Here is a 21,129-nt window from a genome sequence, read left to right on the forward strand (position 1 = left end):
CCGGGTCAGCGCTTCCGGGTCGGGCGGATCGCCAGGGACTCGATCGTGCCGCGCTCGGGCAGGTCGACCACGGTGCGGACGGCTGCCGCCACGTCCTCCGGCGCCAGGTAGTAGGCGGTGTCGTAGTCCTCGCCGAGCTTCTCGGTCAGGGCCCGCTGCATGTCGGAGTCCGTCCGGCCCGGGTGCACGCTCGACACCCGGACGCCGGACGCCCGCTCCTCCTCGCGCAGGGCATCGGCGAACGCGCGGAGGGCGAACTTCGACGCCGCGTACACGCCCCCACCGGGACCGGCGACGAAGCCCGACCCGCTGTTCACCGGCACGACGATGCCGCGCGCCGCCCGGAGCGCGGGGAGCGCCAGCCGGGTGAGCTCGGCGACCGCGAAGACGTTCGTCGCGAAGACCTGCTCCCACACGTAGCGCGGGGTGTCCGCGATCCGGGTGCCCTGCTCGACGCCGGCACTGTGCACGAGGACGTCGAGCCGATCCGGCAGCGCGGGGACGTCACCGGCACCGAGGTCGCCGACGAACGGTGCCGCGCTCGGCAGCTCGGCCACCAGAGCATCGACCGCGGATGCCGTCCGGCCACCGACCAACACGTGGTGCGTACGCCCGAGCTCGATCGCGATCGCGCGGCCGATCCCCCGGGTCGCCCCGGTGACGAGTGCGGTCGGACGGGTGACGGGAGGCGCGGTGTCGGTCATGCGTCCCACCCTACGAAAGGAGGCGGGGCGGACCCGCACCGCGCCTCCAGGCCGTGGCGGTGGTGCGTCAGTCCTTCGAGCGTCCCGCGCTCTCGCGGATGCGGATGCCCTCGAGGACGTCCTGGGCGTGCTTCTCGTCCTGCTTCTCGATCTGGCGGGTGTCGCGCTCGGGGAGCTGGATGTCCTCCTCGGCGCGGATGCCGGCCTGCAGCTGGCGGCCACGCTCGAGCTCGGCGTCGAACTCGGCGCCGAAGAGCAACGCGTTGTTCGTGATCCAGATCCACAGCAGGAACACGATCACGCCACCGAGCGACCCGTACGTGGCGTTGTAGTTCGAGAAGTTCCCGACGTAGAAGCCGAAGCCGACGCTGGCGATGATCCAGATGCCGATACCGACCAGGGCACCGCCGCTGACCCACTTGAACTTCGACTGGCGGACGTTGGGCGCCCAGTAGTACAGGACCGCGACGACGACGATCATCACGGCGAGCAGGATCGGCCACTGCACGATCGACACCACGAGCGCGGCGGCGTCACCGAGGCCGATGACGTCACCGAACGTCCGGGCGAGCGGTCCGGAGACGAGCACGAGCAGGCCGATGACGAGGAGCACGACAGTGAAGACCGTGACGCCGAGCATGGTCGGGCGGAGCTTCCAGATCGGCCGGCCCTCGCGCACGTTGTAGATGCGGTTCATCGCGCGGCCGAAGGCGCCGACGTAGCCGGAGGCCGACCAGAGGGCACCGAGCACACCGACGATGAACGTGATCGGGGCGGCGGGCGAGCGGACGAGACCCTCGACCGGGCTGCGGAGCAGGTCGGCGACCTGCCCGCCACCGACGTTGGTGATGATCTCGAGCAGGCTGTCGATCGTGTCCCGCGGGTTCGACACGAGCCCGAGGATCGACACCACCGCGAGCAGCCCGGGGAAGAGCGCGAGCACCGTGTAGTACGTCAGGCTCGCGGCGAGGTCGGTGCACTGGTCGCTCGAGAACTCGCGGAGCGTCTTCTTGAGCGTGTACGTGAACGACGGCTTGGTGAGGTCCGTCGGGCTGTCCGGCTTCCGGGGGTCGTCCGGCGCCGGCTTGTGCTGCATGTCCTGCCGCAGGTCGTGGTCCTTGCGCGCCATGGTCTAGCCCTTCACCTTCGCCGCGGCCTTCGCCGCCGCCTTGGACCGCTTCGCGGCCTGCTTGCGGTTCTTGGTGGCGCGGCGCTGCACCGCGGCGATGCCCGCGCGCTGCTTGACCCGGTTCTTGTGCACCGGGTCGCGCTCGAGGGACTCCTCGGCGGCCTTCCGGCGGGCCTTGCGACCCTTGCGGCCGTCCTTCGTCTGGTCGGTGTCGAGCTCGCCGCGCGGGCCGAACGGCAGCAGCGCGGTGAACGCCGTCGATGCCGCGGGACGGTCGAGGTGTCCGGCGTCGGTGCGGCCGATGCGCGTGCCGAGGACGATCGCGGCGATGCCGGCCGCTGCGGTGACCCCCATGGCCACGAGCGGGGTGGGGTCGCGGTGCCAGCGCTGCCGTGCCTTCGCGACCGCGAGCCGGGTGCGCGCGGGCACGTCCGAGCGCCGCCGGATCTCGGTGACGCTGTCGGTGAGGCGCTCACGCGTGCGCACGTTCGCGAGTTCCAGCTCGGGGATGCTGTCCTTGGCCATGCATCGTGCCTACCAGGCGGGGGCCGGACCCGCCTCCAGCGGCCGCGGTCTACGGTGCAGGCCATGCTGTTCCGGGACGTCGCCGAGGGGATCCACCGCCTCGAGATCGCACACACCAACACCTACCTCGTCGAGACCGGCGACCGGTTGCTCGTCGTCGACGCGGGACTCCCCGCCGCGTGGCCGCACCTGCTCCTCGCCGTGCACGACCTCGGCTACACGCCCGCGCGGGTCGAGGCACTGCTGCTCACGCACGGGCACTTCGACCACGTCGGGACCGCCGCCCGCATGCACCGGGAGTGGGGCACGCCGGTGTACGTGCACCCGGGCGACCGGGACCTCGCGGCGCACCCGTACTCGTACCGTCCGCAGACGAACCGGTTCGGCTTCGTCGCGGTGCACCCCGGCGGGCTCGCTCCCCTCGGCCGGATGCTGCTCGCCGGGGCGGCGACGGTCGACGGGATCGACGACACCGAGCCGATGGTGTCCCGCGCGGACGTCCCCGGCAACCCGTGGATCATCGAGACGCCCGGCCACACCGACGGCCACGTCGCGCTGCACTTCGCCGACCGCGACGCAGTGATCGCCGGCGACGCACTCGTCACGCTCGACCCGTACACGGGCGGGATCGGTCCGCGGATCGTCGCGCCGGCCGCGACGGCCGACGTGGACACCGCGGTCGCGTCGCTGTCCCGCCTCGAGGACACCGAGGCGCGGCACGTGCTGCCCGGCCACGGCCCCGCGTTCTCGCGCGGGGTGCGTGCGGCGGTCGCGCAGGCGCGTCGCGCCGCCGGCGCCGCGTAGCGCGCGGGTCAGGCCGAGTCTCGGGCCCAGCGACGATCCTCGCGCTCGCACGCACGAGGGCTGTCGCCCAGCGCGGGTCTCGTGCCCACCCGCGGGACGGGAGGCGCGGTGCGGGCCCGCCACGCGCCTCCCGTCCGTCGGGTGGGACGTCCGTGCCGCGGGTGCGCGCGCAGGTCGGCGCGCCCGTTCCTTCCCAGGACGGCCGCGATGGCAGGTGCGATCGGGCGTACCTGGTGGAACCGTCCGACCAGGTACGCCCGATCCGACCAGGTAGGCCCGATCCGACCGGGCGCACTCGGGAGCGCGCGCCCGAGCGGCCCGGCTCGGCGCGGCTCGGCCCGGCTCGGCCCGCACGGGCTACTCGGGCAGGACGACGTCCTCGGGGACGCCGGACACGGCCGAGCGCCCCGCTGCCTCCATCACCGCGAGGCTCCGCAGGTTGTCGCGCCCGCTCGTCTCCGGCGCCGGGCCGCCCTCGACCGAGCGCGCGAAGGCCTGCAGCCCGCCCTGCCGGTCCGTGTGCTCGAGCGTCGGCAGTTCGACGGCCTCCGCCTCGGCGTCCTGGTCGGCCCGCAGCGTCACCCGGTCGCCCGCGATCTCGCTCGGCGACCCGTCACGGCTCGTGAACCAGAGCTCGCCGTCCTCGCCCTGGATGCTCCACTCCCCCGCCCACGCGGTCCGGGGTGCGCGCGAGAGCCAGCTGCCGCGGTAGCTCACGACGAGGCCGTCCTCGAGCTCGATGATCATCGACGTGACGGCCTCGTCCTGGTACTTGCTGTGCTCCGGGTACGAGGCGCGGGCGTACACACGGACGGCCTCGAGCCCGGTCACCATCCGGATCAGGTCGAAGTGGTGGATCGCCATGTCGTTGATCATCGGGTGCGGGAACCGGTAGTGCGGGTAGGTCTCCACCGGGGCGTCGTTGTCCCACTGCCGGAAGTCGATGTTGATCGCGGAGAGCTCGCCGAGCGTCCGTGCCGCGAGCAGGTCCTTGACCGCCCGGGGCGCCGGGTACCAGCGGTAGTTCTGGCTGACCTGCAGCACGAGGCCGAGCTCCTCGGCACGGCGGACGGCCTGCAGGGCTTCGTCGGTGGAGTTCGCGAAGGGCTTCTCGACGAGCACGTGCTTGCCGGCGTCGAGGGCCTCGAGCGCGAGCGGCACGTGCGTCACCGCCGGCGCGGTGATGACGACGGCGTCGGCCTCGACCCCGGCGAGCGCCTCGGTGAGCGAGGCGAAGGCGGCGGTCGCGGGCAGCCCGAGGTCCGTGCGGACGGCCTCGAGCGTCGCGGGGACCGGGTCGACGAGCCCGACCACCTCCACTTCGGTGACCTGCGGGATGGCGGTGCGGGCCCAGTTGCCGCCCCACCCTCCGAGACCGACGTGGATGATGCGGACCGTCATGCGTGCACTCCTTCGTGACCGGCGCACCACGGCTCCCGTGGCGCGTCCCTCCAGTCTGTCAGGGGCCTCGGACGCTGCCCGCAGGCGCGGCGCGGACGGCCGTCAGTGCGTGAAGGCGTACCCGATGAGCGCCATCGTGACGACGGCGCCCGCGACGTAGTTGATCCACAGGAAGCGCTTCCAGCCCGCGTTCGCCGACTCCGCCCCCTCGTCGGTGACGTTCCACCACGGCAGCACGTTCAGCGCGTAGGGCACGACGACGACCGCCGCGATCGGCCCCGGGAACGCCGAGAACAGCAGCGCGACCCCCGCGACGAGGTACGCCACGAACGCCAGGCGGACGGTCGCCCGCGCCCCGATGACGGTCGCGACGGAGCCGATGCCGCCCGCGCGGTCGGCGAGCACGTCCTGCACGGCACCGAACGCGTGCGAGGCCACCCCCCACAGGAAGAACGCCACGCACACCGCGACGAGCTGCCCGGTCCAGTGCGGACCGGCGAGCGTGAGACCGAACACCGCGGGCGACACGAAGTGCGTCGACGAGGTGAGGGAGTCGAGGAACGGCCGCTCCTTGAACCGCAGGCCCGGCGCCGAGTACGCGACGACCGCGAAGACGCTGATCGCCAGGACGGCCCACGACCACGGACCGTTGCCGCTCAGCGCGCCGAGCACGACGAGCGCGACGAGGAACGGCACGTTCGTGACGACGACCGCCCACAGCGTGGCGCGGTGCACGCTCTTGTCGAGCAGGGCCCCCTCGACGCCGCCCTTCCGCGGGTTCCGCAGGTCCGACTCGTAGTCGAAGACGTCGTTGATGCCGTACATCGCGAGGTTGTACGGCACGAGGAAGTACACGACACCGACGATGAACGCGACGAGCGAGAACCCGCCACCACCGTCGAGGCCGACCCCGCTGCCGAGCAGGTACGCGGCACCGAAGGGGTAGGCGGTGTTCACCCAGCTGATCGGCCGCGACGACACGAAGAGTGCGCGCAGGGTCGACGGTCGGGAGGCACGGCTCACGGTCACGGGGTCTCCTCCGGTCGGTGGGTGGGCTGGCCCGGGCGCTCCGACCGTACCGGGCGCTCGAGCAGCACCCAGCAGCTCGGCAGCAGCAGGGCGGCCCCGATCGAGTACGCGAGGTCCTCGACGGGGAACAGCCCGATCCGCGCCCCCGAGACGAGCGCGGGGTCGTACGCGACGATCCCGAGCCCGACGATCACGTTGTTGAACACGCCCGTCATGACGAGCAGGACGGCCCCGGCGACCACGGCGCTGACGATCCCGACCCGGCGGCCGCCGGCACCGCGACGACGGGCGGCGACCGCGCCGGCGGCCACCGCGACGAGTGCGGCGGTGGCCAGGAACGGCACCGCGAGCAGCGCGTACGTCGCCGTCCCGGTCACGAGCGGGACCCCCCGTCGGTCCGCTCCAGCCGCCGCGCGACGACGGGACGCAGGGCGCCGAAGAGGTCCATCGTCGTCCAGCAGAGGAGCACGAGGAAGAAGACCTCCTCGAGCGGCACCTCGGGGGCGAGCAGCACCCCGGTGAGCAGGTCGTTCCGGCCGATGAAGAAGACGCCGAGGTGCACGCCGGCGACGTCCCACACGAGGAAGAAGACGAGCCCGACGACCATCACGGCCGCCGCCCGCAGGGGGCTCCGCCAGAAGAACAGTCGGTACCGGGCGTCGAGCACCGCGATGCCGGCGATCGACACCACGAGTCCGATCAGGTAGACGCCCGGCATCGGCTACGCGACCGGGGCGGCCGCCGGCGCCGGCAGCGGCGTCGGGAGCGGCTCGGTCGAGGTGTCGCCGTGGATGCGCTTGAGCAGCACCTCGGCGCTGATCAGGCACATCGGCAGACCGATGCCCGGCGTGGTCGAGGCGCCGGCGTAGTAGAGCCCCTCCACCTTGCGGGAGACGTTCGCCTCGCGGAAGAACGCGCTCTGCGCCAGGGTGTGCGCCGGCCCGAGCATCGAGCCGCTCCACGCGTTGTAGTCGTCCGCGAAGTCCTGCGGGCCGATGGTGCGCCGGACGCGGATGCGGTCGCGCAGGTCGGTCACGCCCGAGCGCTCGGCGATGACCGCGATCGCCCGGTCGGCGATCCGCTCGACCTCGGCGTCGCCGGCGCCGTCGATGCCGCCCTTCCCGATGGACAGGTCGGCGGGCAGCGGCACGAGGACGAACAGGTTGCTCGACCCCTCGGGCGCGACGGAGTCGTCGGTGAGCGAGGGCGCGCAGACGTAGATCGACGCGGGGTCCGGCACGTGCCGGTCCTTCCCGAAGATCGCGCCGAAGTTGGCCCGCCAGTCGGCGGTGAACACGAGCGTGTGGTGGAGCAGCCCCGGCACCTCGCCCTCGACGCCGAGGTAGACGAGCACGGCGCTCGGCCCGGGGTCGCGCTTCCGCCAGTGCGGCTCGGGGAAGGTCCGGTGCTCGGCGTCGAGCAGCTGCAGCTCGGTGTGGTGCAGGTCGGCGGCGCTCACGACGAGGTCGGCGGGGACGGTGTGCGACGAACCCGCGGCGTCGCGGTGGACGACCCCCGTGACGTGCCCGTCCTCGACGACGATCCGCTCGACCGGCGCGCCGGTGGTGATCGTGACGCCCTCGCGGCGGGCGACGCGCTCGACGGCGGCGATCACCTCGGTGATGCCGCCCTTCGGGTAGAGCACCCCGTCGGCCAGGTCGAGGTGGCTCATCAGGTGGTACATGCTCGGCGCCGCGTACGGGCTCGTGCCGAGGAACACCGCCGGGTAGCCGAGGACCTGCCAGAGCCGACGGTCCCGCACGGCCTTCGACGCGAAGGTCGACAGCGGCTGGAGCAGCAGGCGCGCGAGCTTCGGCAGCCGCCGGAGCACGTCCGGGGCGGCGAGCTTCGTCAGGTCCTGGAAGGTCGTGTAGAGGAAGCGGCGCACCGCCATGGCGTAGGTGTCCTCGGCGGAGTCGAGGTACTTCCGCAGCCGGTCGCCGGCACCGGGCTCGATCGACTCGAACAGCGCGATGTTCGCCTCGCGGTCGGCGAGCAGGTCGATCGGCTCGTCGTGGCCCTCGCTGTAGACGCGGTAGCCCGGGTCGAGCTTCACCAGGTCCATCTCGGCGTCGGCGGTGGTGCCGAGCAGCCGGAAGAAGTGGTCGAAGACCTCGGGCATGAGGTACCAGCTCGGCCCGGTGTCGAACCGGAATCCGTCCTGCTCCCACGACCCGGCGCGGCCACCGAGCTGGTCGCGCTGCTCGAGCACCGTGACGGCGTAGCCGTCGCGGGCGAGCAGCGCGGCGGACGCCAGTCCGCTGATGCCGCCGCCGACGATCACCGCACGACGGGCCGGCACCGTGCGCTTCGGGGCGGGTGCGGTCGGACGGGAGGCGCGTTGCGGGGTCATGCGGAGCCTCCCGGCCGGTGGGCGGTCGCCCGGGACCGCAGCGGCGCGCGTCCGGCGAGCACCTGCGCGGCGAGCCGCGCCTTCACCGGGTTCGGCACCCGGACCCGGGTGGTGACGAGCCGCTCCGCCGGGCAGGCAGCGATGCGGTCGTTGAGCTCCTGGAACAGCGCGTGCGCGAGCCCGACGGCCTTGCGGGCGTCGGCGGGCAGCAGCGGCACCGTCAGCGCGGCGCGGTCGAGGTCGGCCTGCACGTCGGCGACCAGGCGGCGCTTCGTCGCCTCGTCGAACGTGCGGACGTCGACGCCCGGGAAGTACGAGCGACCGAGCACCTCGAAGTCGGCGTGCAGGTCGCGCAGGAAGTTGACCTTCTGGAACGCCGCACCGAGGGCCCGCGCGCCGTCGACGAGGACGGCGTCGTCGAACGTCGGTCGACCGGCGCGGTGCACGAACGCGCGCAGGCACATCAGGCCGACCACCTCGGCGGAGCCGTAGACGTAGCGGTCGAACGACTCCTGGTCGTGCTCGGTGCGTTCGAGGTCCATCCGCATCGACGCGAAGAACGGCTTCGTCAGCTCGGGGCCGAACCCGGTGACGCGGGCGGTGCGGGCGAACGCGTGCACGACCGGGTTCACCGAGAAGCCGAGCGCGATCGCACGTTCGGTGTCCGCCTCGAGCTCGTCGAGCACGGTGCGGGCGAGGTCGTGGTCGAGCCCCGCCTCGGTCGCCGGGCCGTCCACGACCTCGTCGGCGACGCGGACCAGGGCGTAGACGTTCCGGATGTGCTCGCGGGTGTCCTTGGTGAGCAGCCGGCTCGCGAGCCCGAAGGACGTCGAGTAGCGCTCGATGACGACGCCGGACGCAGCCTCGGCCGTCGCGTCGTACAGGGGCAGACGCGGTGGTGCGGTCTGGGTCACCGCACGCGCTCCAGCAGTTCGGACACCAGGTGCTCCAGTCGATCGGCGAGCTCGTACGGCAGCGCCGACAGCTCGGCACGGGCCAGTGCGGCGTGCTCGGCGATCCGGGACTCGGCCGCCGACCGGGCGCCGCAGGTCTCCAGGGTCGCACGGAGTTCGGTCGCGCGCTCCTCGGTCAGGTCCGGGTCGCCGAGGTACGGCGCGATGTCGTCCCAGCAGTCGGTCGTCGCCGCGTAGGCGATGAGCATCGTGCGCTTGCCCTCGCGGAGGTCGCCGAGCACCGACTTGCCGGTGACCGTCTCGTCGCCGTACACGCCGAGCAGGTCGTCGACGATCTGGTACGCGATGCCGATCTCGCGGCCGAACGCGCCGAGCGCCTCGACCACCTGGTCCGACGCGCCTGCCAGGACCGCCCCGGACTGCAGGGGCGCCTCGAACGAGTACACGCTCGTCTTCGCCCGCTCCATCGCGAGGACCTCGTCGACCGACGGCATCACGCCGAGCGCCAGGTCGACGTCGGTCATCTCGCCCGCGGCACTGGCGAAGACCGCGTCGTCCAGGATCTCGAGCAGCCGCGTCCGACGGTCCCCGGTGACACCCGAGGCCTCGACGAAGCGCGTGGTGGCGGCGAGCGCGAGGTCGCCGGCGATGACGGCGGCGCTCATCCCGCGGTGCTCGGCGGTCGGGAGGGCGAGGCCGCCGGTGGTGCCGGTGTCGCGGAACGACCCGGCCACGTTCGGCTCGCCGCGCCGGGACCAGTCACGGTCGATCACGTCGTCGTGCACGACGAGCGCGGTGTGGAGCAGCTCGTAGGCGGCGGCGACGTTGGCCGCCGCGTGGGCGTCGGTCCCGCCGAGGCCGCTGTACGCGGTGAGGACCATGCGCGGCCGGAAGCGCTTGCCGCCCATGCTCGCGCGACGGAGCACGCGCCACAGTTCCTCGGACGGTCGACCGAACCGACGGGCACGAGCCGACGACACCACGAAGAAGCGTTCGATGCACTCGTCGACCAGTGCGAGGTCGATGTGCGTCACGGTGGCCGCTTCCTCGCTCATTGGCCTAACCTATCGGGGCAGATGAACACTTTCCCGGAAACCGTCGTCCTGCTGGCCGAGGACCGCACCCCGGTCGGCACCGCGGACAAGTTCGCGGTGCACACCGACCACACGCCCCTCCACCTCGCGTTCTCGTGCCACGTGCGGAACACCGACGGCCTGGTCCTCGTGACCCGCCGCGCGCTGTCCAAGAAGACGTGGCCGGGGGTGTGGACGAACACGTTCTGCGGGCACCCCGGCCCCGACGAGGCGTTCGAGGACGCCGTCGCGCGACGCGCCTCCCGCGAGCTCGGCATCACCGTCCGCGACGTCGAGCTCGTGCTCCCCGACTTCCGCTACCGCGCGGTCGACGCCTCGGGCATCGTGGAGAACGAGGTCTGCCCGGTGTTCCGCGCCGTGACGGACGACGTGCCGACCCCCGCAGACGACGAGGTCGCCGAGTACGCGTGGGTCTCCGAGGACGACCTGCGCGCCTCGGTCGCAGGCACGCCCTTCGCCTGGAGCCCGTGGCTGGGCTGGCAGCTCGCCGAGCTCGAGCAGCAGGGCCTGCGCGTCACGCGCTGACCCCTCGGCACCACTCCCGCCCCGTCCGCCGCGGGCACCGCCGGACCACGGCTGGTGCGCAGGCCGCGGACGTGCATAATGATCTGGCTCGGAATGTGAACGTGCACATCGAGGTGCCACGGCCCCGGGCGGGAGAGAGCAACGATGGCGTCACCGCGGACAGAACAACCGCGCTCGCCCAGCATCCGCGACGTCGCGCGGGTCGCCGGCGTCTCGCACCAGACCGTGTCGCGGGTGCTCAACAACTCCGGCGCGATCCGCGACGAGACCCGCGAGCGCGTGCGCGCGGCGATGGAGCAGCTGCAGTACCGGCCGAACCGGGCCGCGCGTGCCCTCGTCACGAGCCGGACGCACACGATCGGCGTGCTCACGGCGCAGCGGTCGCACTACGGGCCGGCGGCGACCATGCAGGCGATCGAGGACGCGGCGGTCACCCGCGGGTACTCCGTCACCACCGCGAACATCGCCGACGCCACCGACGTCGCGGTGCGGGACGGCCTCGGCCACCTGCTCGACCAGGACGTCGAGGGCATCATCGTCATCGCCCCGCAGCAGCGCGTGTTCGACCTCATCGAGGAGCTCGGCATGCGGACGCCCTACGTGGCACTGCGGACGAGCATCGGTGACGGCCCCACCACGCTCTTCGTCGACCAGATGGAGGGCGCCCGACTCGCGACGGCCCACCTGCTCGACCTCGGGCACGAGTACGTCCGGCACATCGCCGGGCCACGGGACTGGATCGAGGCCGAGGCCCGCATGCAGGGCTTCCTGCGCGAGATGAGCGACCGGGACATGCCGGTCGTCCCGCCGATCCTCGGTGACTGGACGGCAGACTTCGGCTACCACGCGGGCCGAGAGCTGCTGCGGTACCGGGACTGCACCGCGATCTTCTGCTCGAACGACGCGATGGCGCTCGGCGTGATGCACGCCGCCCGCTCGTACGGGCTCGACGTCCCCGGCGACCTGTCGGTCGTGGGCTACGACGACATCCCCGAGGCCAAGCACCTCTGGCCGCCCCTGACCACCGTGCAGGTCGACTTCCCCGAGCTCGGTCGACGCTGCGTCGAACTGCTCCTGCCCGCCGCGGAGCAGGCGCTCCGCCCGGTCGACCTGGTGCCGCAACTCGTCGTGCGCGGGTCGACGGGCGCACCCCGCCGCCGCTGACGCGACCCACCGTCGGACGGGAGGCGCGGGACGGGCCCGCCACGCGCCTCCCGTCCGCTCCGGGCGACGCCCGACCACCCCACCTCGGGGGCCGTCAGCACGCGGATCAGGCCGGATCACGCGGGCCGTTACGAAAACGCGACCGAACCGAATTGACAGCCGCGACGGGGCTGTGCGTAAATTACCTCCGTTCCGCCGATGTGAACGGTCACATGACCGTCACACGAACGGGACACCGGACGCGACAACGGGGTCCGCACAGGACTCCTGTGCCCCCGATGCCGCAGCTCACCACCCGAAGGACTGCCGCACCGCAGCGGCAGAAGGAGATGCACCGTGGCGTCAACCCCACAGGGACCGGACCTGGCCACCAGGTCCGTCACCAGCGCCGAGACCCTGCTCGAGATGCGCTCGATCACCAAGGAGTTCCCTGGTGTCAAGGCGCTCTCGGACGTGTCGCTGAGCGTCCGCGCCGGCGAGATCCACGCGATCTGCGGCGAGAACGGGGCCGGCAAGTCGACCCTCATGAAGGTGCTGTCGGGCGTCTACCCGTACGGCACCTACAGCGGCGAGATCGTCTACGAGGGCGAAGAGGTCCGCTTCAAGGACATCAAGCAGTCCGAGCAGGCCGGCATCGTCATCATCCACCAGGAGCTCGCGCTCATCCCCGAGCTGTCGATCACCGAGAACCTGTTCCTCGGCAACGAGCCCGGCCGCTTCGGCGTCATCGACTGGACCGCCGCCCAGCTGCGCGCCCAGGACCTGCTCGCCCGCGTCGGCCTGAACGACGACCCGGACACGCAGATCAAGAACCTCGGTGTCGGCAAGCAGCAGCTCGTCGAGATCGCGAAGGCCCTGCACAAGGACGTCAAGCTCCTCATCCTCGACGAGCCGACCGCCGCGCTCAACGAGAACGACTCGCAGCACCTGCTCGACCTGATCGTCGGGCTGAAGTCCCGCGGCATCGCGAGCATCATCATCAGCCACAAGCTCAACGAGATCGAGCAGATCGCCGACGAGATCACGATCATCCGTGACGGCAAGGCGATCGAGACGCTCAACGTGAAGGGCGACGGCGTCAACGAGGACCGCATCATCCGCGGGATGGTCGGCCGTTCGCTCGAGAGCCGGTTCCCGGACCGCACGCCGAAGATCGGCGAGGTCTTCTTCGAAGTCAAGAACTGGACCGTCCAGCACCCGCAGGACTCGTCCCGCCTGGTCGCCAAGGGCTCGAACTTCCACGTCCGTCGTGGTGAGATCGTCGGCTTCGCGGGCCTCATGGGCGCCGGCCGCACCGAGCTCGCCATGAGCATCTTCGGGCGCTCGTACGGCACCTTCATCGACGGCCAGATCATCAAGGACGGCCGCGAGATCAAGGTGGCGAACGTCCAGCAGGCCATCGCGAACGGCCTCGGCTACGTCTCCGAGGACCGCAAGGCCCTCGGTCTGAACCTGCTCGACACGGTCAAGCGCTCGACGGTCGCCGCCGACCTGCCGAAGATCTCGAAGGCCGGCGTCGTCGACTCCCTCGAGGAGTACGACGTCGCCGAGCGCTACCGGAAGATGCTCCGCACGAAGGTGCCGACCGTCGAGGAGAACGTCGGCAAGCTGTCCGGCGGGAACCAGCAGAAGGTCGTCCTGTCCAAGTGGATGTTCACCGACCCGGACCTGCTGATCCTCGACGAGCCGACCCGCGGCATCGACGTGGGCGCGAAGTTCGAGATCTACGGCATCATCCAGCAGCTCGCGGCACAGGGGAAGGGCATCATCCTCATCTCCTCCGAGCTCCCCGAACTCCTCGGCCTCTCCGACCGGATCTACACGATCTTCGAGGGCCAGATCACGGCCGACGTCCCCGCTGACCAGGCCGATCCCGAAACCCTCATGCGCAGCATGACCTCCGCGCGGAAGGGCGCACTGATCTCATGAAGAACCTGAAACTGCTCTTCGGCAAGGGCAACAGCATCGGCCAGTACGGCATGATCATCGCGCTCATCGCGATCTTGATCCTGTTCTCGATCCTGACGAACGGGCTCATCCTCGAGCCGACGAACATCATCAACGTGTTCCTGCAGTACTCCTACATCCTCATCCTGGCGCTGGGGATGGTCATGGTGATCATCGCCGGGCACATCGACCTGTCGGTCGGTTCGGTGGCGGCCTTCACCGGCATCATCGTCGCCCAGTCGATGGCGCAGTGGAACTTCCCGGCATGGGCCGCGATCATCCTCGGCCTCGCCGTCGGTGCCGCGGTCGGCGCCTGGCAGGGCTTCTGGGTCGCGTTCGTGAAGGTCCCGGCCTTCATCGTGACCCTGGCCGGCCAGCTGATCTTCCGCGGTGCGAACCAGATCATCGGCAACTCGACCTCGCAGCCGGTGCCGGATGACTACGCGCAGATCGGTTCGGGCTTCCTGCCCGACTTCGGCCCGGACTTCGGGTTCTCGAACGGCACGCTCATCCTCGGCATCGTCACCTGCCTCGTGCTGATCTTCCTCGAGATGCGCGGCCGTCAGCGTCGCAAGAAGATGCAGGCCGAGCTCGTCCCGCTCTGGGTCTCGATCGTCCGCACGGGCGTCCTGGTCGCCGTCACCCTCGTCGCGACGTACCTGTTCGCCGCCGGTCCCGCCGGCACGTCGATCCCGATCGTCGCGATCATCCTCGGCGTCCTGACCATCGTCTACGGCTTCCTCACCAAGAACACGATCTTCGGCCGCCAGGTCTACGCCGTCGGTGGCAACGCGAACGCCGCCGTCCTGTCCGGCGTCAGCGCCCGCAAGGTCAACTTCTTCGTCATGATGAACATGTCGGTCCTCGCCGCGATCGCCGGCATGGTGTTCGTCGGCTACTCGGGCGCCTCGGGCCCCGCCGACGGCACCGGCTGGGAGCTCGACGCGATCGCCGCCGTGTTCGTCGGTGGCGCCGCGGTCGCCGGTGGCATCGGCACGATCTCCGGGTCGATCATCGGTGGTCTCGTCATGGCCCTGCTGTCCAACGGTCTGTCGCTGGTGGGCCTCGAGTCCAACCGCGTCCAGATCATCCGCGGTCTCGTCCTGCTCGTCGCCGTCGCCTTCGACGTCTACTCGAAGTCGCAGGGTCGTCCGTCCCTGATCGGCGGGATGTTGAAGCAGTTCCAGCGGAAGGACACCGAACAGAACACGGTGGCCGCGCAGCAGCCGCGGACCATCGAGGACCAGCCCGAGAAGGTCAACGTCCAGTAACACGTGGCGGGTGGCCACCCCGGTGGCCGCCCGCACGATCCCCGCACCACACAGCACCACTCCTCAACGAAGAGAAAGCAATCTCATGCGCAAGAAGCTCATCGCCGGCATCGGTCTGGCACTCGTCGCGGGCCTGGCCCTCAGCGGCTGCTCGGCCCGCGGCAACTCGGACGCCGGCTCCGGCTCGACCGGCGGCGCCTCGAACGTCCAGATCAAGAAGGGCGACCTGATCGGCGTCGCGCTCCCCGCCAAGACCTCGCAGAACTGGGTGCTCGCGGGCGCCGCGTTCGAGAAGTCGATCGAGGACGCCGGCTTCAAGGCCGACATCCAGTACGCCAACGCCGGCAACCCGGTCCCGGACCAGCAGGGCCAGATCCAGTCGATGGTCACCAAGGGCGCGAAGGCGATCATCATCGGTGCCGCCGACGGTTCGCAGCTCGGCACGCAGGTGCAGGCCGCCAAGAAGTCCGGCGCCGTCGTCATCGCCTGGGACCGCAACATCCTGAACACCGAGAACGTCGACTACTACGTCGCGTTCAACAACTTCAAGGTCGGCCAGCTGCAGGGCCAGGCCCTGCTCGACGGACTCAAGGCCAAGAAGCCGAACGGCCCGTACAACATCGAGCTCTTCTCCGGCTCGCCCGACGACGCCAACGCGAAGGTCTTCTTCAACGGCGCCATGGACGTGCTCCAGCCGAAGATCGACGACGGCACCCTCAAGGTCGTCTCGGGTCGCACCAGCTTCTCGGACACCAACACGCAGGGCTGGCTCGCGCAGAACGCCCAGTCGCGCATGACCGACATCCTGACGAAGTCGTACACGAACACCGAGCTCGACGGCGTCCTGTCGCCGAACGACACCCTGGCCCGCGCGATCCTGACCGCCACCAAGGCGGCCGGCAAGCCGAACCCGGTCGTCACCGGTCAGGACTCCGAGACCGCGTCGATCCCGCTGATCATGCAGGGCGAGCAGTACTCGACCATCTACAAGAACACCACCGAGGAGGCCCAGGCCGCCATCGACCTGGTGTCGGACCTCGCCGACGGCAAGACCCCGAAGACCACGGACGACAAGAACAACGACAACGGTAAGAAGGTCGTCCCGGCCGTCGAGCTGACGCCGGTCCTCGTCACCAAGGAGAACGCGGTCGAGGCGTACAAGGGCAACGACACCCTCGAGGAGCTCGCCAAGAAGGGCTGATCCCCTTCCGCAGCAGCACCACAGCACCACAGCACCGCAGAAGGCCCCGTCTCGCTCCGGCGAGACGGGGCCTTCCCGCGTCCCGGGCGCGAGACGCCCCCGTTGCTGCCGGACGCCGCCGGTTCCGACGGCGTCTCGCTGCTCGAACGGCGTCTCGCTGCTCGAAGGGCGTCTCGCGCAGACACCCCACTGTCAGCTGGTCGGGCCGGTGCGGAGCGCGTGACGGTCACGGAGCCGGGCGGCCGCCTCGCGGAGCCGCGGTGCGTCCACCCGCGCGGTCCAGACCAGCACCGGCGGCGACACCGGACGTCGGCCGTTCGTCAGGCGGTCCCCGATCGCGGCGAGCCGCACCCACGGGATGCCCGGCTCCGAGGCCGTCAGGTCGTCCGGGAGCGCGGCGACCGCCACCCCGATCTCGACGAGCCGCATCCGGACGGCGTCGAGCACGAGGTCCGAGGGCGGCGAGTCGTCGACGTACCGCTCGATGGCCGCGCAGGCCTGCACGACCTCGTCGAGCAGCTCCCCCGTGCCCGGCGTCACAGCGGCACGGCCTTCCGACAGCGCTCCGGGTCGGTGCCCGCGCCGTCCAGCACCTCGACCTCGGCGTCGAGCAACCGCTCGGCCTCGTCCTGGATCCGCATGAGCGTGAAGATCCCGGCGCCCGGCTCGAGGTCGACGAGGAGCCCGACCGCGTCCCGCTGCCGGGACCGCTCGTGCGCGCGGCGCTCGGCCGGGACGAGCCGCGGCCGGGTCCCGCCGTTCCGACGCACCGCCGCGACCAGGTCGTCCCGTGCCGCGGCGACGCGGTCGTGCAGCGGCGGGGGTGCGCAGGACGGGAGCAGGTCGATGGAGGCCTCGAAGCCCGCGGCACGCACGAGGCGTTGCAGCGCGGTGAGCGAGGGCTCCCGTCGGCCGTTCTCGTAGGTGCTGATGACGCTCTGCGTGACCCCGGCGCGCGCGGCGAGCTGCACCTGGGTGAGCCCCGCGCGCGTCCGGGCGTCCCGGATCAGCTCGGACGCCGGGATCGGCCGCGGCACGGGGACGGGGACTTCGGCCATGCGGCCACGATACACAGAATGCGAAATGTTGCCCGATGATGACGTGCGCCGTGTCACGAAGGACGGCCGGGGTCCGGTCGGCCCCGGCTCGGGTCAGTCCCGGCGGGAGACGTCCGCGCGGTGGAAGTTGAGCGCCGAGCGCGACGGCGTCGGGCCGCGCTGCCCCTGGTAGCGCGACTGGTACTCGGCCGAGCCGTACGGCTTGTCCGCCGGGCTCGAGAGCTGGAAGAAGCAGAGCTGGCCGATCTTCATGCCGGGCCAGAGCTTGATCGGCAGCGTGGCGACGTTCGACAACTCGAGCGTGACGTGCCCGGAGAAGCCCGGGTCGATGAAGCCCGCCGTCGAGTGCGTGAGGAGCCCGAGACGGCCGAGCGAGCTCTTGCCCTCGAGGCGCGCGGCGATGTCGTCCGGCAGGGTCACGACCTCGAACGTCGAGCCGAGCACGAACTCCCCCGGGTGCAGCACGAACGCCTCGTCCGGGTCGGTCTCCACCAGGCGCGTGAGCTCGGGCTGGTCCTCGGCGGGGTCGATGTGCGGGTACTTGTGGTTGTCGAACAGCCGGAAGTACTTGTCGAGCCGGACGTCGATGCTCGACGGCTGGACGAGGGCGGGGTCGTACGGATCGAGGCCGATCCGGCCGTCGGCGAGCTGGGCGGTGATGTCGCGGTCGGAGAGCAGCACGCACGAAGCCTAGCGGCCGGTGGCGCGCCCCCGGTATGCTGCGAGGCTGCCCACCGGGGTGGCGGACGACGGCCGTCCGACCGGCCGCACGAGGGGGCACCCGTGACCGGCACAACCGGCACCACCGACACCTGGACCGTCGAGGAGCTCGACGTCCCGACGACGATGGACGACGACCCGGCGCGGGTGCAGGCGTTCCGGGACTGGCTCGCGGTGTCCGACGCCGCCGAGTTCGCGGTGCACGGACTCCGCGAGGTCTCGTGGACGCCCGCCGAGTACCTGCCGATGTGCCACGAACCCGGGGCCCCGAGCCGCCTGTTCGTCGTGCGCGACGACGCGGGCGAGGTCGTGGCGTCGGGGGCGTACGACTCGAGGACCGAGCCGGGCACGACGAACTGCTGGCTGTCGCTCGGCGTCCGGCCCGACCGGCAGCGCCGCGGCATCGGGACCCTGCTCGCCGACCACCTCGAGCAGCTCGCCCGCGCCGAGGGACGCACCCAGTGGAAGACCTACGCCGTCTCGCGCCAGGTCGGCCCCGGAGCCGGGCCCGGGTACGTCGCAGCACCCACGGGCCACGGAGCCGTGCCCGCGGACGAGGCCGGCGTGCGCTTCCTGACCGGCCGCGGCTGGCGCTTCGGTCAGGTCAACCGGATGAGCCGGCTCGGGCTGCCGTCGGACGGGTCGGTCGTGCGCGCCCTGCACGAGCGCGCGGCCACGGCGGCCGGCCCCGGCTACCGGGTGCACACCTGGACCGGCCCGACCCCGGACCGGTGGCTCGACGACCTCGCGCTCCTGCACACGAGGATGAGCACCGACGCCCCCGAGGGCGACATGCAGGAGCCCGAGGACGTCTGGACCGGCGAGCGCGTCCGCGAGTCCGAGGAGCAGTTGGCGACCGGCCCGCACACGATGCTCACGATCGCGGTCGAGCACGCCGAGGACACCGCCCTGGTCGGTTTCAGCCAGCTCAAGGTGCCGGAGAACCCGGAGCGCCCGGTCATGCAGTGGGACACCCTCGTGCTCCGTGAGCACCGTGGGCACCGGCTCGGGTGGCTGCTCAAGGTGGTCGGGATCGAGACGATCGAGCGGGACTTCCCGGGCCGGCCGTCGATCGTCACGTTCAACGCCGAGGAGAACCGGCCGATGCTCGACGTCAACGAGGCGGTCGGCTTCGTCGGGGTGGGCAGCGAGGGGATCTGGGAGCACCGGGACTGACGGGTCGCGTCCGCTGCCGGACTGGGATGGTGGTGTCAGGCGGCGGACCTACCATTGGACGGTCATGACCGTCACGTCAGCCGCCACGCAGCCCGGGGACACGGCACCCGAACCCGCCCCCACCACCGCACGGTCCACCACCGTCGCGACGGTCCTGGTCATCGCCGTCCCGCTCGCCGTAGCCTGCGCCGTGCTCGGCATGACGCTCACCGGCGCGTTCACCGCCTCGCAGCAGCTCGTCTCCGCCGGTGACCTCGTGGAGTACGGCCTGCCGGTCGCCCGGGTCGTGCACGACACCGCCGCGGCGCTGTCGATCGGCCTGCTCGTCGTGGCCGCGTTCGCGCTCCCCGCGAAGAAGCAGGACCACCGCACGATGTCGTCCGTGCAGCACCGGGCCGCCCGCTGGGGCGCCGCGGCCGGTGCCGTGTGGTTCCTCGCCGCGGTCGTGGGGATCGTCCTCACGGGCGCGAACACGCTGGGTGTCCCGCTCACGAGTCCGGTGTTCGCGCGCAACTTCCTGCTCTTCGCGTTCCAGGTCGAGATCGGGCAGGCACTCGTCGTCTCCGCCGTCGCGGTGCTCGTCGCGACGCTCGTCGCCGCCTTCGCCACGCGGGTCACCTCGCTGGCGGTCGCGACGGTCGCCGGACTCTTCGCGCTGCTGCCGCTCGCCCTGTCCGGTCACGCCGCCGGGGCGCTCGAGCACGCGAACGCGGTGAACTCCCTCGCCTTGCACCTGGTCGCCGTGTGCGTGTGGGCCGGCGGACTCGTCGCCGTGCTGCTCCTGCGCACCCGCACGAAGGGCGCCACGGGACGCGTGGTCGCGCGCTACTCGACGCTCGCGGGCTGGGCGTTCGCCGCGGTCGCGTTCTCCGGCATCGTCAACGCCTCGCTGCGCCTGACCGGTCCGGCCGACCTCGTGACGACGACCTACGGGTGGCTCATCACCGTCAAGGCGGTCATCCTCGTGCTGCTCGGGCTCGCCGGCGTTGCGCAGCGCCGGAAGCTCGTGCCGGGGCTCCTCCGTTCGCCGCTCGACCGCAGGCTGTTCGTCCGCTTCGCCCTGGCCGAGGTCGTGTTCATGGCCGTCGCGATCGGCGTCTCCGTCGCGGTGTCCCGCTCGCAGCCGCCGATCCCGCAGACGCCCGAGACGGGACAGGACACCCGGTCCGGCCTGCTCGGCTACACCTACCCGCCGGCGCAGACCGTGCAGACCTACCTGACGCAGTGGCACATCGACTGGGTCTACCTGGCGATCGCCGTCGTCGGAGCCGGCTGGTACCTGCTCGCGGTGCGGAAGCTCCGGCAGCGTGGTGACTCGTGGCCCGTGGGTCGCACCATCGCCTGGCTGCTCGGCTGCGCGCTCTTCATCTGGACGACCTCGGCCGGACCGGCGGTCTACGGCATGGTGCACTTCTCGTCGCACATGCTCCAGCACATGCTCCTCATGATGTTCGTGCCGCTGCCGCTCGTGCTCGGCGGCCCCGTGCTCCTCGCGCTGCGCACGCTCCCGGTACGGAACGACGGCTCGCGCGGTGCCCGTGAGTGGCTCATGCTCTTCACGCACTCGCGGTACATGCAGTTCATGGCGAAGCCCGCCGTCGCCGGGACGATCTTCGCCGGGTCGCTCGTGGTGTTCTACTTCACGCCGGCGTTCCAGTACGCCATGCAGTCGCACGAGTGGCACGTCGCGATGGTCGTGCACTTCGTACTGAGCGGCTACCTGTTCTTCTGGGTGTTCGTCGGCGTCGATCCGGGGCCGCAGCGCCCGCAGTACCCGATCCTCATCATCGCGCTGCTCGCGACCCTGGCCTTCCACGCCTTCTTCGGCGTCGCCGTGATGACCTCGCAGTCGGTGTTCGCGGCCGACTGGTTCCACGCGCTCGGGCAGACCGACGACCGGGCGCTCCTCGCCGACCAGCACACCGGCGGCGGCATCGCCTGGGGCGCGTCGGAGCTGCCGATGGTGTTCGTCGCCCTGCTCGTGGTGCGCAACTGGGTGCGGAGCGACAAGCGCGATGCCAAGCGACTCGACCGCAAGGCCGAGCGCGACGGCGACGCCGACCTCAAGGCGTACAACGAGCAGCTCGCCGCCATGAACCGACGCGACTGAGTCC

At 71.3% G+C, this 21,129-nt stretch carries 21 protein-coding genes; 8 read left to right on the forward strand and 13 right to left on the reverse strand.

Features of this window, described 5'->3' with window-relative positions; all coding sequences use genetic code 11:
• Positions 1-5 precede the first annotated feature (5 nt).
• From AB0N84_RS07490 to AB0N84_RS07500, 3 genes are all read right to left on the reverse strand, one after another.
• The gene (locus AB0N84_RS07490; protein WP_363544832.1) at positions 6-704 is read right to left on the reverse strand and encodes an SDR family oxidoreductase; all 699 of its coding nucleotides are present in this window, start codon (positions 702-704) and stop codon (positions 6-8) included.
• A 67-nt stretch (positions 705-771) separates the two neighbouring features.
• On the reverse strand, positions 772-1,833 hold the full coding sequence (locus AB0N84_RS07495) for a YihY/virulence factor BrkB family protein (protein ID WP_363544835.1): 1,062 nt from the start codon (positions 1,831-1,833) through the stop codon (positions 772-774).
• A gap of 3 nt (positions 1,834-1,836) precedes the next feature.
• Positions 1,837-2,358 (reverse strand): hypothetical protein, encoded by a 522-nt coding sequence (locus tag AB0N84_RS07500; RefSeq protein WP_182046415.1) that lies wholly within the window; start codon positions 2,356-2,358, stop codon positions 1,837-1,839.
• A 63-nt stretch (positions 2,359-2,421) separates the two neighbouring features.
• On the opposite strand from AB0N84_RS07500, the gene AB0N84_RS07505 reads away from it, so the two are divergent.
• Positions 2,422-3,162, forward strand: a complete 741-nt coding sequence (locus AB0N84_RS07505; RefSeq protein WP_289459198.1) for an MBL fold metallo-hydrolase — start codon at positions 2,422-2,424, stop codon at positions 3,160-3,162.
• 357 nt (positions 3,163-3,519) lie between these two features.
• Here AB0N84_RS07505 and AB0N84_RS07510 read toward each other — a convergent pair whose 3' ends face one another.
• The 7 genes from AB0N84_RS07510 to AB0N84_RS07540 form a co-directional block, all read right to left on the reverse strand.
• Positions 3,520-4,563 (reverse strand): Gfo/Idh/MocA family oxidoreductase, encoded by a 1,044-nt coding sequence (locus AB0N84_RS07510; RefSeq protein WP_363544840.1) that lies wholly within the window; start codon positions 4,561-4,563, stop codon positions 3,520-3,522.
• Between the two features lie 102 nt (positions 4,564-4,665).
• Positions 4,666-5,592, reverse strand: coding sequence for a prenyltransferase (locus AB0N84_RS07515; RefSeq protein WP_182046418.1), 927 nt, complete (start codon positions 5,590-5,592; stop codon positions 4,666-4,668).
• Positions 5,589-5,969 (reverse strand): lycopene cyclase domain-containing protein, encoded by a 381-nt coding sequence (locus AB0N84_RS07520; protein WP_182046419.1) that lies wholly within the window; start codon positions 5,967-5,969, stop codon positions 5,589-5,591. The genes AB0N84_RS07515 and AB0N84_RS07520 overlap by 4 nt, the downstream gene beginning before the upstream one ends.
• Positions 5,966-6,310: a lycopene cyclase domain-containing protein gene (locus tag AB0N84_RS07525; RefSeq protein ID WP_363544845.1), complete on the reverse strand. Its 345-nt coding sequence runs from the start codon at positions 6,308-6,310 to the stop codon at positions 5,966-5,968. Before AB0N84_RS07525 ends, AB0N84_RS07520 begins: the two co-directional genes overlap by 4 nt.
• A 3-nt stretch (positions 6,311-6,313) precedes the next feature.
• A complete protein-coding gene (gene crtI / locus AB0N84_RS07530) occupies positions 6,314-7,945 on the reverse strand; it encodes a phytoene desaturase family protein (RefSeq protein WP_363544848.1) in 1,632 nt (543 codons plus the stop codon).
• Entirely contained in the window at positions 7,942-8,859 is a 918-nt protein-coding gene (locus tag AB0N84_RS07535; RefSeq protein ID WP_069711996.1) for a phytoene/squalene synthase family protein, read from the reverse strand. The genes crtI and AB0N84_RS07535 overlap by 4 nt, the downstream gene beginning before the upstream one ends.
• Positions 8,856-9,914: a polyprenyl synthetase family protein gene (locus AB0N84_RS07540; protein WP_182046423.1), complete on the reverse strand. Its 1,059-nt coding sequence runs from the start codon at positions 9,912-9,914 to the stop codon at positions 8,856-8,858. The genes AB0N84_RS07535 and AB0N84_RS07540 overlap by 4 nt, the downstream gene beginning before the upstream one ends.
• 21 nt (positions 9,915-9,935) lie before the next feature.
• Between AB0N84_RS07540 and idi the strand changes: the two genes are divergently transcribed.
• The 5 genes from idi (at position 9,936) to AB0N84_RS07565 (ending at position 16,061) form a co-directional block, all read left to right on the forward strand.
• The gene (gene idi / locus AB0N84_RS07545; protein WP_363544853.1) at positions 9,936-10,478 is read left to right on the forward strand and encodes an isopentenyl-diphosphate Delta-isomerase; all 543 of its coding nucleotides are present in this window, start codon (positions 9,936-9,938) and stop codon (positions 10,476-10,478) included.
• A 144-nt stretch (positions 10,479-10,622) separates the two neighbouring features.
• Entirely contained in the window at positions 10,623-11,642 is a 1,020-nt protein-coding gene (locus tag AB0N84_RS07550) for a LacI family DNA-binding transcriptional regulator (RefSeq protein ID WP_069711993.1), read from the forward strand.
• A gap of 405 nt (positions 11,643-12,047) precedes the next feature.
• The gene (gene mmsA, locus AB0N84_RS07555) at positions 12,048-13,571 is read left to right on the forward strand and encodes a multiple monosaccharide ABC transporter ATP-binding protein (protein WP_069712061.1); all 1,524 of its coding nucleotides are present in this window, start codon (positions 12,048-12,050) and stop codon (positions 13,569-13,571) included.
• Complete coding sequence (gene mmsB, locus AB0N84_RS07560; protein ID WP_182046425.1) at positions 13,568-14,860, forward strand: multiple monosaccharide ABC transporter permease; 1,293 nt, start codon at positions 13,568-13,570, stop codon at positions 14,858-14,860. Before mmsA ends, mmsB begins: the two co-directional genes overlap by 4 nt.
• 85 nt (positions 14,861-14,945) lie before the next feature.
• Entirely contained in the window at positions 14,946-16,061 is a 1,116-nt protein-coding gene (locus AB0N84_RS07565) for a sugar-binding protein (protein ID WP_069711991.1), read from the forward strand.
• 192 nt (positions 16,062-16,253) lie between these two features.
• Here the strand turns inward: AB0N84_RS07565 and AB0N84_RS07570 are convergent, their stop codons facing one another.
• The 3 genes from AB0N84_RS07570 to dcd all read right to left on the reverse strand — a co-directional run bounded on the left by AB0N84_RS07570 (position 16,254) and on the right by dcd (position 17,800).
• Positions 16,254-16,601, reverse strand: coding sequence for a hypothetical protein (locus AB0N84_RS07570; RefSeq protein ID WP_363544858.1), 348 nt, complete (start codon positions 16,599-16,601; stop codon positions 16,254-16,256).
• Positions 16,598-17,119: a helix-turn-helix transcriptional regulator gene (locus tag AB0N84_RS07575; RefSeq protein ID WP_182046427.1), complete on the reverse strand. Its 522-nt coding sequence runs from the start codon at positions 17,117-17,119 to the stop codon at positions 16,598-16,600. The genes AB0N84_RS07570 and AB0N84_RS07575 overlap by 4 nt, the downstream gene beginning before the upstream one ends.
• A 93-nt stretch (positions 17,120-17,212) precedes the next feature.
• Positions 17,213-17,800, reverse strand: coding sequence for a dCTP deaminase (dcd, locus tag AB0N84_RS07580; protein ID WP_182046428.1), 588 nt, complete (start codon positions 17,798-17,800; stop codon positions 17,213-17,215).
• 102 nt (positions 17,801-17,902) lie between these two features.
• Here dcd and AB0N84_RS07585 point away from each other — a divergent pair, with 102 nt between their 5' ends.
• Positions 17,903-19,015, forward strand: coding sequence for a GNAT family N-acetyltransferase (locus AB0N84_RS07585; RefSeq protein WP_289459204.1), 1,113 nt, complete (start codon positions 17,903-17,905; stop codon positions 19,013-19,015).
• A 64-nt stretch (positions 19,016-19,079) separates the two neighbouring features.
• On the forward strand, positions 19,080-21,125 hold the full coding sequence (locus tag AB0N84_RS07590; protein ID WP_363544863.1) for a cytochrome c oxidase assembly protein: 2,046 nt from the start codon (positions 19,080-19,082) through the stop codon (positions 21,123-21,125).
• Positions 21,126-21,129: the final 4 nt, after the last annotated feature.

The sequence above is a fragment of the Curtobacterium sp. NPDC089185 genome (genome assembly GCF_040685235.1).
Taxonomy (GTDB): Bacteria; Actinomycetota; Actinomycetes; order Actinomycetales; family Microbacteriaceae; genus Curtobacterium; species Curtobacterium citri.

What these genes read in the sequence shown, in the direction of transcription:
- AB0N84_RS07490 (WP_363544832.1), bottom strand. Translation starts at nt 704, where the DNA reads ATGACCGACACCGCGCCTCCCGTCACCCGTCCGACCGCACTCGTCACC.
- AB0N84_RS07495 (WP_363544835.1), bottom strand. Translation starts at nt 1,833, where the DNA reads ATGGCGCGCAAGGACCACGACCTGCGGCAGGACATGCAGCACAAGCCG.
- AB0N84_RS07500 (WP_182046415.1), bottom strand. Translation starts at nt 2,358, where the DNA reads ATGGCCAAGGACAGCATCCCCGAGCTGGAACTCGCGAACGTGCGCACG.
- AB0N84_RS07505 (WP_289459198.1), top strand. Translation starts at nt 2,422, where the DNA reads ATGCTGTTCCGGGACGTCGCCGAGGGGATCCACCGCCTCGAGATCGCA.
- AB0N84_RS07510 (WP_363544840.1), bottom strand. Translation starts at nt 4,563, where the DNA reads ATGACGGTCCGCATCATCCACGTCGGTCTCGGAGGGTGGGGCGGCAAC.
- AB0N84_RS07525 (WP_363544845.1), bottom strand. Translation starts at nt 6,310, where the DNA reads ATGCCGGGCGTCTACCTGATCGGACTCGTGGTGTCGATCGCCGGCATC.
- crtI (WP_363544848.1), bottom strand. Translation starts at nt 7,945, where the DNA reads ATGACCCCGCAACGCGCCTCCCGTCCGACCGCACCCGCCCCGAAGCGC.
- AB0N84_RS07540 (WP_182046423.1), bottom strand. Translation starts at nt 9,914, where the DNA reads ATGAGCGAGGAAGCGGCCACCGTGACGCACATCGACCTCGCACTGGTC.
- idi (WP_363544853.1), top strand. Translation starts at nt 9,936, where the DNA reads ATGAACACTTTCCCGGAAACCGTCGTCCTGCTGGCCGAGGACCGCACC.
- AB0N84_RS07550 (WP_069711993.1), top strand. Translation starts at nt 10,623, where the DNA reads ATGGCGTCACCGCGGACAGAACAACCGCGCTCGCCCAGCATCCGCGAC.
- mmsA (WP_069712061.1), top strand. Translation starts at nt 12,048, where the DNA reads ATGCGCTCGATCACCAAGGAGTTCCCTGGTGTCAAGGCGCTCTCGGAC.
- mmsB (WP_182046425.1), top strand. Translation starts at nt 13,568, where the DNA reads ATGAAGAACCTGAAACTGCTCTTCGGCAAGGGCAACAGCATCGGCCAG.
- AB0N84_RS07565 (WP_069711991.1), top strand. Translation starts at nt 14,946, where the DNA reads ATGCGCAAGAAGCTCATCGCCGGCATCGGTCTGGCACTCGTCGCGGGC.
- AB0N84_RS07575 (WP_182046427.1), bottom strand. Translation starts at nt 17,119, where the DNA reads ATGGCCGAAGTCCCCGTCCCCGTGCCGCGGCCGATCCCGGCGTCCGAG.
- AB0N84_RS07590 (WP_363544863.1), top strand. Translation starts at nt 19,080, where the DNA reads ATGACCGTCACGTCAGCCGCCACGCAGCCCGGGGACACGGCACCCGAA.